The sequence below is a fragment of the Serratia sp. BIGb0163 genome, from assembly GCF_024809935.1.
In the GTDB taxonomy this organism is placed as follows: domain Bacteria; phylum Pseudomonadota; class Gammaproteobacteria; order Enterobacterales; family Enterobacteriaceae; genus Serratia; species Serratia quinivorans.
On record NZ_JANUDZ010000001.1, the window covers coordinates 742,910 to 757,238 of the forward strand.

The 14,329-nt window shown below is 48.0% G+C and carries 17 protein-coding genes; 15 read left to right on the forward strand and 2 right to left on the reverse strand.

The window, feature by feature from the left end:
- Positions 1 to 6 precede the first annotated feature (6 nt).
- The 11 genes from M2406_RS03615 to M2406_RS03665 all read left to right on the forward strand — a co-directional run bounded on the left by M2406_RS03615 (position 7) and on the right by M2406_RS03665 (position 9,427).
- A complete protein-coding gene (locus M2406_RS03615) occupies positions 7 to 1,944 on the forward strand; it encodes a transglycosylase SLT domain-containing protein (protein ID WP_259188756.1) in 1,938 nt (645 codons plus the stop codon).
- Between the two features lie 2 nt (positions 1,945 to 1,946).
- Positions 1,947 to 2,609, forward strand: coding sequence for a hypothetical protein (locus tag M2406_RS03620; protein ID WP_259188757.1), 663 nt, complete (start codon positions 1,947 to 1,949; stop codon positions 2,607 to 2,609).
- Positions 2,606 to 2,872, forward strand: coding sequence for a hypothetical protein (locus M2406_RS03625; protein ID WP_259188760.1), 267 nt, complete (start codon positions 2,606 to 2,608; stop codon positions 2,870 to 2,872). The genes M2406_RS03620 and M2406_RS03625 overlap by 4 nt, the downstream gene beginning before the upstream one ends.
- Position 2,873: 1 nt before the next feature.
- Complete coding sequence (locus tag M2406_RS03630; protein WP_259188761.1) at positions 2,874 to 3,878, forward strand: hypothetical protein; 1,005 nt, start codon at positions 2,874 to 2,876, stop codon at positions 3,876 to 3,878.
- 3 nt (positions 3,879 to 3,881) lie between these two features.
- Positions 3,882 to 4,571, forward strand: a complete 690-nt coding sequence (locus tag M2406_RS03635) for a phage baseplate protein (protein WP_259188762.1) — start codon at positions 3,882 to 3,884, stop codon at positions 4,569 to 4,571.
- Positions 4,568 to 4,915, forward strand: a complete 348-nt coding sequence (locus M2406_RS03640; protein ID WP_310473589.1) for a hypothetical protein — start codon at positions 4,568 to 4,570, stop codon at positions 4,913 to 4,915. The genes M2406_RS03635 and M2406_RS03640 overlap by 4 nt, the downstream gene beginning before the upstream one ends.
- Before the next feature lie 80 nt (positions 4,916 to 4,995).
- Positions 4,996 to 5,358, forward strand: coding sequence for a hypothetical protein (locus M2406_RS03645; protein ID WP_259188764.1), 363 nt, complete (start codon positions 4,996 to 4,998; stop codon positions 5,356 to 5,358).
- Positions 5,359 to 5,369: 11 nt separating this feature from the next.
- On the forward strand, positions 5,370 to 5,723 hold the full coding sequence (locus M2406_RS03650; protein ID WP_259188765.1) for a hypothetical protein: 354 nt from the start codon (positions 5,370 to 5,372) through the stop codon (positions 5,721 to 5,723).
- A gap of 53 nt (positions 5,724 to 5,776) precedes the next feature.
- Positions 5,777 to 7,003, forward strand: a complete 1,227-nt coding sequence (locus M2406_RS03655) for a baseplate J/gp47 family protein (protein ID WP_259188766.1) — start codon at positions 5,777 to 5,779, stop codon at positions 7,001 to 7,003.
- Positions 6,987 to 7,613, forward strand: a complete 627-nt coding sequence (locus tag M2406_RS03660) for a hypothetical protein (protein WP_259188767.1) — start codon at positions 6,987 to 6,989, stop codon at positions 7,611 to 7,613. Before M2406_RS03655 ends, M2406_RS03660 begins: the two co-directional genes overlap by 17 nt.
- Positions 7,610 to 9,427: a hypothetical protein gene (locus M2406_RS03665; protein WP_259188768.1), complete on the forward strand. Its 1,818-nt coding sequence runs from the start codon at positions 7,610 to 7,612 to the stop codon at positions 9,425 to 9,427. Before M2406_RS03660 ends, M2406_RS03665 begins: the two co-directional genes overlap by 4 nt.
- Positions 9,428 to 9,482: 55 nt before the next feature.
- Here M2406_RS03665 and M2406_RS03670 read toward each other — a convergent pair whose 3' ends face one another.
- On the reverse strand, positions 9,483 to 9,659 hold the full coding sequence (locus M2406_RS03670; RefSeq protein ID WP_259188769.1) for a hypothetical protein: 177 nt from the start codon (positions 9,657 to 9,659) through the stop codon (positions 9,483 to 9,485).
- Positions 9,660 to 9,842: 183 nt separating this feature from the next.
- Here M2406_RS03670 and M2406_RS03675 point away from each other — a divergent pair, with 183 nt between their 5' ends.
- Positions 9,843 to 10,040, forward strand: coding sequence for a hypothetical protein (locus tag M2406_RS03675; RefSeq protein WP_259188770.1), 198 nt, complete (start codon positions 9,843 to 9,845; stop codon positions 10,038 to 10,040).
- A gap of 386 nt (positions 10,041 to 10,426) precedes the next feature.
- Entirely contained in the window at positions 10,427 to 11,140 is a 714-nt protein-coding gene (locus M2406_RS03680; RefSeq protein WP_259188771.1) for a GNAT family N-acetyltransferase, read from the forward strand.
- Positions 11,141 to 11,269: 129 nt separating this feature from the next.
- Here M2406_RS03680 and M2406_RS03685 read toward each other — a convergent pair whose 3' ends face one another.
- Positions 11,270 to 11,770 carry a DUF4136 domain-containing protein gene (locus tag M2406_RS03685; RefSeq protein WP_259188772.1) on the reverse strand — a complete coding sequence of 167 codons (501 nt, stop codon included), beginning with the start codon at positions 11,768 to 11,770 and terminating at the stop codon, positions 11,270 to 11,272.
- A gap of 656 nt (positions 11,771 to 12,426) precedes the next feature.
- Here M2406_RS03685 and M2406_RS03690 point away from each other — a divergent pair.
- Both M2406_RS03690 and fabV read left to right on the forward strand, forming a co-directional pair.
- Complete coding sequence (locus tag M2406_RS03690; protein ID WP_259188773.1) at positions 12,427 to 12,777, forward strand: DUF4377 domain-containing protein; 351 nt, start codon at positions 12,427 to 12,429, stop codon at positions 12,775 to 12,777.
- A 219-nt stretch (positions 12,778 to 12,996) separates the two neighbouring features.
- Positions 12,997 to 14,196, forward strand: coding sequence for an enoyl-ACP reductase FabV (gene fabV, locus M2406_RS03695; RefSeq protein ID WP_012006373.1), 1,200 nt, complete (start codon positions 12,997 to 12,999; stop codon positions 14,194 to 14,196).
- Positions 14,197 to 14,329: the final 133 nt, after the last annotated feature.

The window sequence follows — 14,329 nt, forward strand, 5'->3', positions numbered from 1 at the left end:
GCTTTAATGGCCGGAAACCAATTACCTGTACTGACGCTGGATATCGATGAAGAGAAGATCCGCCAGTTGCAGGAGATCACGGAAAAATTCAAAGCGGCATTTGGAGCGGGACCTGGCGGGTTTACTGTTAATGCCCCTCCACCACAGAAAACCATTCCAGGTGCAAATGACTCTCCCCCTAGTCAGCAGAAAGGCACTCTACCCGCTCAGCGTCAGCGGGATGATAATGGGCGATTTATTACTTCCGGGGGAGTTAAACCTACAACGCCGAAGCCGAAAGGTGTTGAAGAAAGCGGTTTTGAAAAATTCCTTAAGCGGTTGAATAAAAATGCCCAGGGAACTTTAAAAACGTTTGGCCTTATTAACCGAACGCTGGGAACCACTACGACTAAGCTGAAGGGGCTTTTTTCCACAACTTTGTCGTGGGGGACAAAACTGTTGGCGTTGAGCGTGGCGGGACCGTTTGGTTACGGCCTGATGGCTCGTCAGGCAACAGGCCAATACCGTGATTCGCAGGGGTTGGGGGTAACCACAGGGCAGTTGCAGGCGGCGAAGAATGTCTACGGTACCCGTATCTCCGGTACAGACAGCATTATGCAAACGCTGGCCGAAGTACAGAACGACCCGAAGAATCCCGCCTATAAAGGGCTGATGGCTTTGGGGGTAAACCCTACGGATGGTGTTAATGCAAACTTGCCAAAACTACTGACAAAGCTTGATGAGTTGTCAAAACAGTATAAAGGCACTGGTGCGGTACAAACGGTGTTGAGTAATATGGGACTAGGATTTGTCGGCACGGAAACGATGAATCAGATCAAGGCGAATAGTGGCTATCTCCCACTACTTAATCAGCAGTATGCCGAACGTTCACAGCACCTAGATTCAGGAATTGGCGGTGGTACGCAGGAAGCCTTACAGCGAGCGTACTCAAACCTGTCCTATAACGCTGATAGGATTGGAAATACGTTTCTTACTGCCTTGGGTAAGCTTTCGCCTTCAATTACTAAATTCTCCGATTCCATTACTTCAGGGCTGGAAAAATTTATTCGGGGCGAGAATGGAAAGGCTCTTTTTGAAACAGTAGCCCGAGGGCTTGAGAAGTTGGCAACCTGGCTTGGGAGTGATCAGTTTCAAAAAGACCTCACCGAGTTTGGGCGAGCAGTGAAGGCAATAGTGCTTGCGTTGCGTGATGCGGTTCTATGGATTACCGGAAACGTTAATTTATCTGGTGCAGGCACCGGGAAAGATAAAGCTGATAGCAGCTTGGTTAATTTTGGTGACAAATATTTGGATGGGCAACTTCCTGGGGCCAATCCCCTGACCAACAAATATACCGGTATTTTTTCAGAAGATGCTGCTCATAGTAAATATCAAATGCCAAGCGGATTGAAAGGTAATGTTCAGGATTTTGTTGAGCAAATGAATGATAAGGCTCAATTGCCGAGAGGATTAATGTCAGCTATAGCTGAAACCGAGTCGTCTTGGAATCCTTTGGCGAAAGGCCCCATGCTAAAAGATGGTACTTTCGCTGCCGGTTTATTCCAGTTCATTCCTCAGACAGCTAAAGCCTATGGTTTAACTGAGGGGGAGCGCTATGATCCCAATAAATCAACTTTTGCAGCAGCCAGATATCTCCAAGACAATATGCGGCGTTATAAGGGGGATATTGCGAAAACCCTTACGCAATATAATGGCGGGAAGATTGATAACGACGGTAATCTCAGCCTGAGAAAGGAAACCGTAAAATACCTCATGAAAATCCTTCCGCAAGTGCAAGGTGGATTAGAGCAACATCCTGGTATCATAGGGCAATTGAGTGCAGCACGCGACCAGCTTGCCCGTTCTCCAGATGATGCTCGCGCCACTATCAAGCTCGATATAAACCAAATGCCAGGCTCTGACATTAGTGCTCAGGTGCGTGGTGTTTATATACCTCCGAGGTGATAATGGGACTGAACTATTTCGGTAAAGCCTTTCAATTGGCGTTCGAAATCTCTCCGATTATGTTGGTTGATGGGCTGGCCACAGAGGTTCCTGGTGGTACGTTGCCCATAGCTGCAATCACGGAAGGATTGAGTATTGCTAATGGCTTACTGCATGGTGAGATTGGTAATGGGCCGACAGCGCACTTTATGCCAATGGCCGGCACTACGCTGATTCAGCAGGATATAGGGAACCTAAATTTCTATAACCAGGCTACGGCTGCTAATGCGGTGGTGAATCGGCCCAACAGGGTCATGATGCAGATGTTGCGACCGGTATCCACCACGGACGGCGGATATGCCACTAAATCTCTGACGTTTACAGCGTTGAAAATGGCGCTGGATAAGCACAATCAGAGCGGCGGAAGTTACACCGTGTTGACCCCAGCGTTTATCTATACCGGGTGCCTGCTGCGTTCTGTGATTGATAATTCCGGGTTTTCGGAGCAGAACAAGCAGGTTCAGCATTCGTGGATGTTTGAGTTTGAGCAACCGCTATTAACCATATCCCAGCTTGAAGCCACTCTCGGTAACCTGATGAACAAGTTTGACTCAGGTATGCCTGCATCGGGTGGTCTTGGTTGGAGCGCCAATGGGACCCAAATAGCAGGACCTCCGCCATTATGACGACAATCATTCCATTTAAGCCGAACGGACAAGCGCCGTTTTCATTCCAGGCAACTGTTGGTGGCGTGAATCTTTTCGCTACAGTGCCGTACAACCTATACGCCAATCGTTACTACCTGAAATTGGCTGATGGTCAGGGGAATACGGCTGTTTATATTCCCCTTATCGAATCGCCGGATGATTACGACATAAATTTGGCGTTGCCATACGCCCCCGGTTCACTGGTGTATCGAGCCAGTAGCCGTCAGTTTGAGGCCGTATAGGATGAGATATTACCGATTAGAAATTACAGATAAGGATGGACGTCCTGCCTTTGCTCGTGATGGAACGCCAATAGGTCCATTTGATACTTCGGATCGACCTGGTTATGGCCTTCATATAGCTTTCGATGCACTTATTGCTGGCTATGACGTCATTAGCAGTGGTACAGCAATTGCTATCTATGGTTTACCGATCACAATGCTGAGCCAAAGTGTGCAGCTTAGCGGCTATCAGGTGAATTTGTACGCCGGGTTTTCTAAAGGCTTACCGCTGGCTAATGCCGCTCAATCGGGACCATTACCGATTATCAGCGGCCTGGTATACAACCCTTATGCGAACTGGATCGGCACAGAGCAGTCTCTGAATTTTATCGTTAACCCCAGTCCATTATTGAACGGTAATGGTCAGGGATTCAGCATAACTCTGGATGGAAAAAAGGGAGAGAAGATCAGTGATGTGCTAAGGCGAGCACTCACCGCTAGTTTTCCTAATTCGACTATTAATATTGAGATTAGTGATCTGCTGGTGCTACCGGAGGATTGGCCTGCTGTATACCACCGAATGGGGCAGTTAGCGGCTGTAATTCGAGGCCAGTCATTTAGCATGATTCGGTCTGACAGCTATAGCGGCGTTCAGATAGTCATGCAAAATGGGATGATCCGCGTATTTGACAACATCACCGCTGGTGAGGGCGGTGGGATCAAAATCCTCCCGCAAGAACTGATTGGTCAGCCTACATGGTTGGGTGTGGTGAGTATGTCATTCAAATGCCCACTGAGGGCAGATCTTCACTGTGGCGACGTTGTTGAATTACCTGAGAATATAATTTCCGGTCCGACCTCAATCCTGTCGGTAAATTCTGAGCAATCTTATTCTATGCTCAGAAACACTGTGAATTTCTCCGGCAAGTTTCTCATCACTTCTGTTCGCCATGTAGGTCAGTATCTATCCCCCGATAGCAGTAATGCCTGGGTAACCATTTACGAAGCCATTGCGCAGGTACAATGAAAAATGAGTGATTCACAGAAGTTTCCCTTTGCAAGAGCAATGGCGAACATGGTGAGCACTATTGCAGAGGATAACGCGGCCATACGCGGTCGTGCACTTCCTTGCCATGTTGTCGCTGTTAAGGGGCAGATTGTCACAGTGCAGTTCGACATTTTGCCAGATGGAGTGCAGTACCCACAGATAACCATACCGATCGCTACGTTTGCTTATGTCCGGTATCCGATACAGGTCGGAGATAAAGGGGTTACTGTGCCGGCTGATGTATCGTTGCGCGGAGTGTCTGGTTTAGGTACGGGAATCGCAAGCCTTTCATTATCCCCGTCGCTGACCCCGTTATTTTTCGTGCCAATCGCTAACTCAAAGTGGTCTGATGAGGATCCAGATAAACTGGTTCTCTACGGGCCAGATGGCGCAGTATTAAAAACAGCGAAGGGTGATGCATCGGTAGTAGCAGAGACCGGAGCGGTAACGGCTCAGGCAGAAAAAGTAACGCTGAAAGGGATGATGTTTTTTGATGGGCCAATAACGCAGCAAAACTCGGGTGGCGGCGGAGACACGACAGCGTCGATGATTGGCCCTGTCACTATTGAATTGGACGTCACCGCCTCTGGAATCAGCCTTGTTAATCACACTCACGATGTCGTGGGCGTGCAATCCGGCGGCAGCACCATAACAACGAGTAAACCGAAATGAGGACTTGGGGTAGGGTTCCTGATGGGAACGGTAAACAAAAATGGGTTGTCGTGGAATCTGATGCAGATGGTGATTTCTCCTATGGCTGGCTAACCACGCTGATTCAGACGCTGAAACTTGGCCTGGGAGAATCGCCGTTCTACGCCCAGTATGGCATACCGGCGCAGCAATCCATTGTTACGCAGGTTTACCCAGATTATTACGTGAACGTCACCCAGCAGCAGTTCACCGGTTACTTTGCATCGCTGTCGATTACCAAGGTTGAGGGCGCAAAGAAACCGACGTACAACGTACAGGCTGTATTCCTCAACGGGGTAACGTACCGGGGCGACATTGCAATTTGAAGTGGTTTAAGCATCATCATTCAAAATGAGACGGAAATAAGCGAGAATGCAATGATTTTACTTTTATCAGAGGTCAGTGCATGAGTTTTTCCATTGAAACGACAAGGAATGGCAGTCGCGTTGAAACCAAGGTTGTTATTAAGAATGGGACTGGTTCTGTTTTTAAGCATACTTTCCTCGAAATCCCAATGGTGGATTTTATCTCTCACTCACACCGATACCTGTTGGTAAAGTTCGCTATGGGCGTTAGTGTTGACTCAGGGAAGTTGGTGTTGTTTGATTTGAATGAATTGCATATTGTGTTTTCGATAGTTCCGGCTTGGGTGCCAAGCTTTGACTATGAATTTAGCAGTGATGATAAGCATGTGTTATTAAAACATGATAAAGGTCTTGTTGTTTATAATCGGTGTGGTGAAGTTATATATAACCGATTGGTTTCTTAGTTGGGGGCGTTATGAAGAAGCTTATATTGACTGTGTTTTCATTGCTTGGTTTTATGGTGACATTTACATGCCAAAGTGGTAATGAATTAACTGCACAGCAGAAACAGCTATTGATGCGAATGGGAAGCGATAATGTAGCTTTAGATGATATGTCTAAGGCCTGTGTTTTGGTAGGGGAAGGGTATACAAAAAAAGCATCTGAATTACTAGGCGGTATTGATTGGGAAAAAACATCGATAAAGGTCAAAGGTTCAAATGTGTCTATTGATGGTATTGTCGATTATTTCATGAGTCATACTAAGTTTGATAAAGAATCATGTGATGATTACAGTCGAACACTATTTAATGATTCACTAACTCGATAAGCAATAGTTACTCAAAGGCCGCGCATATGTCGCGGTTTTTTTATGGAGATAATATGGCAGACTTACCAATAGTGGTCACGCAATCCGGCGCACAACCCACACCACCAAAAACACTTTTGTCGAATCTTATTACAAACGTTTCTGCCATTGTTCCCGGTTATACGGCTAATCTCCCCGCAGGGCTTATCACCGACTTGGCAAGTACGGCTACTGGTGCTGTAGCTCTTATCGATAGCGCCATGGTGGATACTATCAACTCGGTGACGCCATACGGTGCCAACGTACCGATGCTGATGCAACTGGGGAATATCTATGGTGTAACGCAGGGGCAAGGCTCCAATACCTCTGTAAACGTCACCTTCATGGGGTTACCTGGCTTCGTCATTCCGAAGGGATTTATCGTTTCTGACGGCAACTACCAATATGCAGTACAGAACAATACCATCGTTCCCAACGGGGGCCAGACAGCGCCAGTCTACTGCCTGGCAACCACGCCGGGGTCATGGGCCGTTCCTGAAGCTTCCGTGACCCAAATCATTACCTCAGTCCCCAGTTCGATTACGTTGACTTGTACGAACGTTACTACGGGTGTTGCCGGCGAAGATAAGCAACCAGAGTCGTCGTATCGTGCACAGGTTATGCAGTCCGGCATGTCCACTGCGCAAGGGGTTCCCACGTTTTTGCGAACGTTATTGCAAAAAGTACCAGGAGTTAAAAGTAATCTTATTTCCTATCGAAATATCAGTGCTGGCAAATGGGCGTTGATTGTTGGCGGGGGAGATCCTAACGACGTTGGTTTGGCTGTCTACCAGGCGATCCCGGATATTTCCGTACTGACGGCGGACGTTGTCGACGGTGAGGGGAATAAACCCGACAGCATCACTGTAACCATCACCGATTACCCAGACCAATACAGCATACCGATCATCCTGCCGACATCGCAGATGGTGACGCTTATCCTGACGTGGAACATTCGGGTAACTGAGTTGCTTGACCCGGATAGTGTGTCTTCGGCCACGACGGCGCAGTTAGTGGAGTACATCAATGGGATACCTATCGGTGAGCCCATAAATACGTATCAGGTAGAGTCCATCTTCCTGTCAGCAATCTCTCCGCTTATCAACCCATCGCAAGTGTCGTTGATTGAAATCAGCATTGGTATTAATGGTGTAATTGTTCCGCCCGCACCAGGTACGGGGCTTGTATATGGCGGCGAGTATAGTTATTTCACTACAGACTCATCACATGTGACGGTACAGCAATATGGAAACAATAGTTGATAAAATAATACCGGCATATCCATTTGTTCAGTATAACGATGACCCCAATATTGTAGCGTTTTTCACTTCATACAATAAAATGGCACAAGACTACCTCACGGCATTTAACACCCTTACATTACCGTACTGGCCGGGAGAGAAAATCAATGGTTATCTTCTGGACTGGATAGCGGCTGGCATCTATGGCGTTACAAGGCCGTATTTGAAAATATCAGAAGGAAGTGTCGCGAAGGGGACTTACAACAGCGTTGAATATAATACGGTCCCTTACGCCAGGCTAAAGAGTTATCGACCTGGACAAACACAGTACTTACCTGATGAGTACTTTAAACGAATTCTCACATGGAATTTTTATAAAGGTGATGGTTTCCAATTCTCTACACCATGGCTTAAACGTCGCCTTTCTCGATTTATACACGGAAAGGCAGGTGTTGACCCAAAAATTCAGAACACATTCGATATGAGCGTAACGAGCAGCAAGGGTGTATTTGAATTGTCTATTCCAGATTATGGCGATGGTATCGGCAACTTTTTGAAAACGGCGATAGAGCAGGGGTTGGTTAATCTCCCTTTTATTTACTCATTCAACGTGATGGTAATTGAACAATGATTATAGGATTCGGTAATAATGTGGTGTCCGCGCTTGCTTCGGATATCACAGCAACGCAAACCTCATTTGCGGTAATGCCTGGTGGCGGCGATAAGTTTGCCAGTTTGCTAACAACTGACATATCGGCCCCAAACAGCCCGCACGGAATTTATGCAAAACTAACGTTGACTGATAGCCAGCAAACTGTTTTTGAAATATGCCATCTAATGTCGGTAAGCCAAGATACATTGACCGTATTACGAGCCCAGGAAGGAACATCGGCCAAAGGCTGGTCACTGAATGACGTGATTGCAAATTTTGCTACACGAGGATCTGAGCAGCAGTTTGTTCAGATAGAGGAGTTGCAGGCAGGGGACTATACGGCGGCTAAGGCTGGTGGCACAGCGAATGCCCTGGCTATATCGTTGGCTTCGTCGTTTTTCAATAACGAATCTACGGACTGGCAATTAAATACGCCACTAATCATCACGCCAACGGTTACCAATACCAGCGCTGCAACTATGCAGGTGACTATTTCCGGTAAGGTAGTCGGCACTTACCCATTGGTGAAGGGGAATAACACTGCGCTTCAGGCGGGGGATATTGTTGCTAAAAGTCCGTTCGTTACCGTTTTCAACTCTGAGCAAGAGCGGTTTATTATATTAAATCCGACAACAGAGATCGGGTTGGTTCGAACCGTTAACTCACATGGCCCAGATGCTAGTGGAAACGTAAAACTGGGTACTGCTGCTGATGCCGATGTGGGAACTGCTGCTGGCAATGTCATGGCGGTTGGTGCCTTTGGTTTGGGGCGAGGTGCAAACCATAAAGACGATGCCTATAACAACATTGGTGAAATTTATCGCGTTAATAATACCTCCGCAAACGCCCCTACAACAGGTGTTGCCGGTGTCGTTAGTTTGCCATGCGACGGTGGCCCATCGACAGCCTATGTCGCTGTCAGTAATGCCGGTGCTGCGTGGGTAGGTTCTTCAAGCATTCCCGCGAACGGTATCAAATGGAACCGCGTATACACCACGGCATATAAACCCACTGCGCAGGATACTGGGGCTTTACCGTTAACGGGGGGCACCTGTACCGGTCAGATTATCGCTCCTAACTTTGCTAGCACCCCAGACGCTACACCTGTTGGCTCTGGAACCTACTCTGAACAATTGAGTAACCAGGCCCCGTTCTTCCAGCCTAACTGGCAATGGCCGGTAACTTCTGGCGGGATTTTTGTGCCAATTGCTAAAGGGACGTCGACCCGGAAGGATAAAGGCTGGCCGACTGCGATAAGCTACGGCTATCTGATGCCCGGTGAAGATATGCATGCCCATCCTGTCATCCATGCATTGGGCGATAGCGGCATGGAAAACATCTGGGAGTTTGACACACAGACCGGCGGTTTGCGCAGTGGTAAGGCGGGAGAATTCGCTACTCAGAATTGGGTTAACAGTCGATGTCCGTTCCCCGTTGGCTATTTCATGCTGATGGGAAATGACAGTGACCCCAACGGCTTATATCCCGGCACGGCGTGGCAAGACATGACCGGCGCGTACGATGGTCGAGTGCTTAGCCTTGGGTACGACGCCCTGGGTACCGGGGGCAGCAATAGCGTTACCCTGGGAGTGGAGCACATGCCGCCACATTCCCATAACCTCAAAGCCTACCATTCAAATACGTCACTTGATGGTGGGTGGTCAAGCCGCTATAGCGTCGACCCAAGTGAAGGTTCAGAGGCTAATGATGTCATCAACTCCACTGGCGGTGGGCAGAGTTTTAATGTGACAAACGCCTATGTACATTTGCGCGGCTGGATGCGAACTGCATAATAAAAACCCGCGAATTATCGCGGGTAATTTTAGGCTCCCTGGTGTCGGTGAGCGTTTATGCTTTCTTTTTCCGTCCAATGAATATGGCGCGGGAGAGTTTAAAAATACTGCTTATTGTTTTTTTCAATGGCGATGCAGGTTTGCATTTATCACAATAACCAGGCTCACCATTTTCCCATGCGGATTTATCATCAATCCAGAGTCCGCATACCTTGCAAAATGTCATGTTCACAAAGGCCCCCTTGCGAAAATTTATGCTGCAATGACTTTACAGGCATATAACAACATTGTTCAAATGGGTATCGCCGATCAATTTGTGCATAATTGATCGCTGAAAACGATCGTTTAATCACGGACTTGTGCCAGTTGATTAGGTTTACATGGTAGTCTTTTCATAAATTGGTCGGAGGCGGGTATGCAGCAGGACGAAGAAAATGCAGTGTTCATAGCTAACGAGATTGGTGCGGCAGTGATTGATCTGATCGCACATGACATGGAGGTTAACCGTGCAAATATTGCTGGGATTCTTGAAGGAAAGCGAAAGGTTGTCGGCAACACGCTTTACAAGGGAGTGTTGCGGGATGCTGCCGCTTTGGTCCGTGAGAAAAAATAGTTATGCCCGGCGGTGTAAAAGCTGAATTCTGGGGTGCATTTGACGAAAATCCCTTTCGAATTTTTTCCGAGCACCCCCGAAAAAAATGATATGTGTTTGATTATTTTGACGTGTTTTAGCATGCTTTCTTGGGTGAGCTTTAATCGATTTTTGTTTTAACTGTATGATATTTAATGAATTAAATTATATGGTGCGGGAACAGGAATCGTATTCGGTCTTTTTTTGTGTGTTTGATTTTAAAGTATTTATTAGATTAAATAGAACCTCGATATTCGGCCGCTCACTGCATCACGTACTCTCTTTCCTTTTTATTTAAGTCTATTGTTGGGTTTGTACGGCGTCCTGTATGCTGGTCATAACAGACTTTTGCTGAAGGTGAATGCTCGTTGAATACGAATAAATATGGTCAATCTGTAGGCTTTCCCTTGCCTGAATGGCAGCCCGCATCCTTTCCGCAATTGGGCGAGTTAAACGGGCAGCACTGCAAACTTTCGCCGCTTGAAATCGGTCATTGCGAAGCGCTTTTCGATGCATTTTCATTAGCAACAGATGATCGAGACTGGACCTGGCTTGGTGCAGAGAAACCTGCCTGTCTGCAAGAAATGATGCTTTGGATTAAAAATAAAATTAACGACAGTAGTCTGGTTGCCTGGGCCGTGACGGAGATGAAAAGTGGCCGCCCGGTTGGTGTGGTCTGCTATAGCTGCATTGATCCAGTTAACGGCGCACTAGAAATAGGCCATGTTACCTGGTCACCGTTGATGCAACGAACCACCATGGGTACAGAGGCCATTCACCTGCTGCTTAAAAATAGCTTTTCTTTGGGCTACCGTCGGGTTGCATGGCGTTGTGATTCACTGAATGTGGCATCCAGAAAGGCTGCTGAAAGGCTGGGATTCTCGTTTGAAGGGCGTTTTCGTCAGGCGATGACTCGTAAACAACGTAACCGCGATACGGACTGGTTATCTGTTATCGATATAGAATGGCCAATGGTAGACAGGGCTCTATCAGGTTGGCTTGCACCCGATAACTTCACTGAAGGTGGAACTCAAAAGCGCAGTCTTGAAGCATTTTTCAAAATAACAGCAGTAGCGGAATGAAGTAAATCCATGTGCTGGCAAGACGACCAGAGAGCACAGCGCTTTTTATGGGTAAAGATCCTGAATTTATAAGCTGCATTAAGCCCTATTTACCGAAATAGGGCTGCCGCTCTGGTCAATGCAAAGCAATCAGCGACTTGCAGGGCCGGCCTGGAAAGAGTAGGTGGCAAACAGCGCGGTCACCGCCTGTTGAATTTGGGTTTGGCTGGCCGGTGTACCATCTGAGTTCAACGTATTACTGGCGGTTCCGCGCCAAACCAACTGTTTCTTCTTACTGTCTACCAAGTCGACCGTCAGGGTGCCTTCGGTATAGCTCCAAACGGTTTGATTATAACCCCCCCAGCCGGCATAGCCCCAGCGGCCAACCGGTGCGGGTGAATCGTTCACTTGCACTTTGTTTTGTTTCATTGCGCTGCTGTAGACCAACAGATCTGGTGTCGCGCTTGGCTTATAACCGCGCTGTTCCATCTGCTGTTTAATCGCGGTCTGAATGTATTTACCCGTCAGGGTTTGATATTGCCCTGCAGCCTCTGGAGCAAAACCGTAGGTATGGTATTGGCTGAAGTTGGCGCTGTGGTCATAATCACTGGTCACCTGCGGCTGGCTGGCACAGCCCGACAATAAAGCCATCGAACTCGCGATGAAAAGGCAAGAAAGTAAACGCATGGAAAACCCCTTTAGGATTATTGGTTTCATAAACTTAGACCCAGAAGTTGTGGTTAGCAAATGGTGAATTAACACCGAATTGGCTTTATCTGAGAAGGAAAAGATAGCAATCTAATTATTACCTGCTTATTCCACCACGGTCGGCAACCCTACTTTATCTCTCTGCATTGCCACCCTCTAATATTGGGCTACTTATACAGGGAAAGAGTGGAACCTTTTTTGATGTTGGTACATGGAATGAGATTCTTTTTTCTCCGCTATTACGGTCCGCGGTTTGGGTTTTGACGGCTTGTTTTGCTTATGGGTTTCAGTTGACATCATTGGCTCCCGGCCTTCTGGTGATAATGCTGACGGGGCATGGTGAGAGTAAAATTCCGCTACATGAAGAGTTCACCATGACCCGCCATCATTAATCGGTGTTGAGTGTACGATAACGACTGCCGTTATTTTTGTCTTAACGAGCCGCTTGAGCAATCAATAGCGGGTCCGATTTTGTACTTTATTGCCTTGATTGTTTCTGCTGGCAGGTCCATTTACCCCAAATTCGGAACACGCCGCTGGCCCCAGCAGCCGTAGCTTTGTTACTATCACCGCACCTAAAGACTTAATGGTGCATTACATTGAAAATCAAAGCGTTGTTATTTGTTGCCCTGGCCGGTCTGGCCGGCTGCAGCCAGGAGGGAACGACAGTGAGTCAGCCCGTGAATAAAGACGGAAACCATACGGAAGTGTTGTTGGTGAACAACGCGCTGGTAAATTGTACGGGCGTTGCCCCAATGAAGTGCATGCAGGTGCGTCATTCCGCGCAAGAGCCGTGGGGATTGTTCTATACCGGGATTGAAGGTTTTACTTTTGAACCGGGCTACAACTACCGCCTGAAAGTGCAGGTGACGCAGGTGGAAAACCCGCCGGCCGACGCTTCTTCACTGCGTTATACGTTGATTGAGCAGTTGGAAAAGAATAAAGCCTGAGTGGTTTTATCGGGCTGGGCGTACAACCGCCTGGCCTTGAAAACTCCCCCTGGGTTTCTCGCTTCTATCCCCATGTTCCTGTCGCAGTAACAAGATTTTCACTGGCACAACTGGTCTGTTCACTGCACTTGTTGCGATTCTGCCACGCACCCAGCTTAAGTATATTGTGAAAATCAGGTATATTGTCCTTCGGTTTTTAGCTACCAAGAAAAAATTACTATGATTATCAAACCTAAAATTCGTGGTTTTATCTGCACTACCGCTCATCCGGCAGGTTGTGAAGCCAATGTCCGTGAGCAAATTGCCTACGTTAAGTCACGTGGCGAACTGAAAAACGGCCCGAAAAAAGTGCTGGTGATCGGTGCTTCCACCGGTTACGGCCTGGCGTCACGTATCAATGCCGCATTCGGCAGCGGTGCAGCCACCATCGGCGTATTTTTTGAAAAGCCGGGCAGCGAAGCCAAAACCGGTTCTGCCGGCTGGTACAACTCTGCTGGTTTTGACAAGGCAGCTAAAGAAGAAGGCCTGTACGCGAAAAGCGTTAACGGCGATGCGTTCTCCAACGAATGCCGCCAAACGGTTATCGACCTGATTAAACAGGATCTGGGCCAGATCGACATGGTGGTTTACTCGCTGGCTTCGCCAGTGCGTAAAATGCCGGAAACCGGTGAAGTAGTGCGCTCCGCGCTGAAACCTATCGGCGAACCGTACAAATCCGTGGCGCTCGATACCAACAAAGACGTGCTGGTTGAAGCCGTGGTTGAACCGGCCAACGAGCAAGAAATTGCTGATACCGTCAAGGTGATGGGTGGCCAGGACTGGCAGCTGTGGATGGACGCACTGGAAGAAGCCGGCGTGCTGGCGGACAACGTGCAGGCAGTGGCTTACTCCTACATCGGTACAGATCTGACCTGGCCAATCTACTGGCACGGTACGCTGGGCAAGGCCAAAGAAGATTTGGATCGCGCGGCTCTGGCCATCGATCAGAAACTGAAGGCCAAAGGCGGCGCGGCTTACGTTGCCGTGCTGAAGTCGGTGGTGACTCAGGCTTCCTCCGCTATCCCGGTAATGCCACTGTATATCTCCATCGTCTTCAAAATCATGAAGGCGCAGGGGATCCACGAAGGCTGTATCGAGCAGATCCAACGTCTGTTCGCCACCAAGCTGTACAGCGGCACTGCACCGGATACCGATGAAAAGCACCGTCTGCGTCTGGACGACTGGGAACTACGCGACGACGTGCAGAACACCTGCCGTGAAATCTGGGCACAGATCAACGATAACAACATCAACGAACTGACCGATTACCTGGGCTATAAGGCCGAGTTCCTGCGTCTGTTCGGTTTTGGTCTGCAAGGTGTTGATTACGAAGCCGACCTCAGCGGTGAAGTTAAGTTTGATGTGGTTGAGCTGGTCTAAATCCGTCGAGCATTGAAAAAGGGCCGGGCTTCCGGCCTTTTTTACGCCTGTCACCCAACAGCTCATCAGTCCAGTTGATCGTTGACAGCAATAAATTATCGTTTTACGATAACTTATTGCTGTTTTTATGGAT

Coding starts and splice junctions, on each gene's coding strand:
- M2406_RS03615 (WP_259188756.1), top strand. CDS start 7: ATGGCCGGAAACCAATTACCTGTACTGACGCTGGATATCGATGAAGAG.
- M2406_RS03620 (WP_259188757.1), top strand. CDS start 1,947: ATGGGACTGAACTATTTCGGTAAAGCCTTTCAATTGGCGTTCGAAATC.
- M2406_RS03625 (WP_259188760.1), top strand. CDS start 2,606: ATGACGACAATCATTCCATTTAAGCCGAACGGACAAGCGCCGTTTTCA.
- M2406_RS03630 (WP_259188761.1), top strand. CDS start 2,874: ATGAGATATTACCGATTAGAAATTACAGATAAGGATGGACGTCCTGCC.
- M2406_RS03635 (WP_259188762.1), top strand. CDS start 3,882: ATGAGTGATTCACAGAAGTTTCCCTTTGCAAGAGCAATGGCGAACATG.
- M2406_RS03640 (WP_310473589.1), top strand. CDS start 4,568: ATGAGGACTTGGGGTAGGGTTCCTGATGGGAACGGTAAACAAAAATGG.
- M2406_RS03645 (WP_259188764.1), top strand. CDS start 4,996: ATGAGTTTTTCCATTGAAACGACAAGGAATGGCAGTCGCGTTGAAACC.
- M2406_RS03650 (WP_259188765.1), top strand. CDS start 5,370: ATGAAGAAGCTTATATTGACTGTGTTTTCATTGCTTGGTTTTATGGTG.
- M2406_RS03655 (WP_259188766.1), top strand. CDS start 5,777: ATGGCAGACTTACCAATAGTGGTCACGCAATCCGGCGCACAACCCACA.
- M2406_RS03660 (WP_259188767.1), top strand. CDS start 6,987: ATGGAAACAATAGTTGATAAAATAATACCGGCATATCCATTTGTTCAG.
- M2406_RS03665 (WP_259188768.1), top strand. CDS start 7,610: ATGATTATAGGATTCGGTAATAATGTGGTGTCCGCGCTTGCTTCGGAT.
- M2406_RS03675 (WP_259188770.1), top strand. CDS start 9,843: ATGCAGCAGGACGAAGAAAATGCAGTGTTCATAGCTAACGAGATTGGT.
- M2406_RS03685 (WP_259188772.1), bottom strand. CDS start 11,770: ATGGCTTTATTGTCGGGCTGTGCCAGCCAGCCGCAGGTGACCAGTGAT.
- fabV (WP_012006373.1), top strand. CDS start 12,997: ATGATTATCAAACCTAAAATTCGTGGTTTTATCTGCACTACCGCTCAT.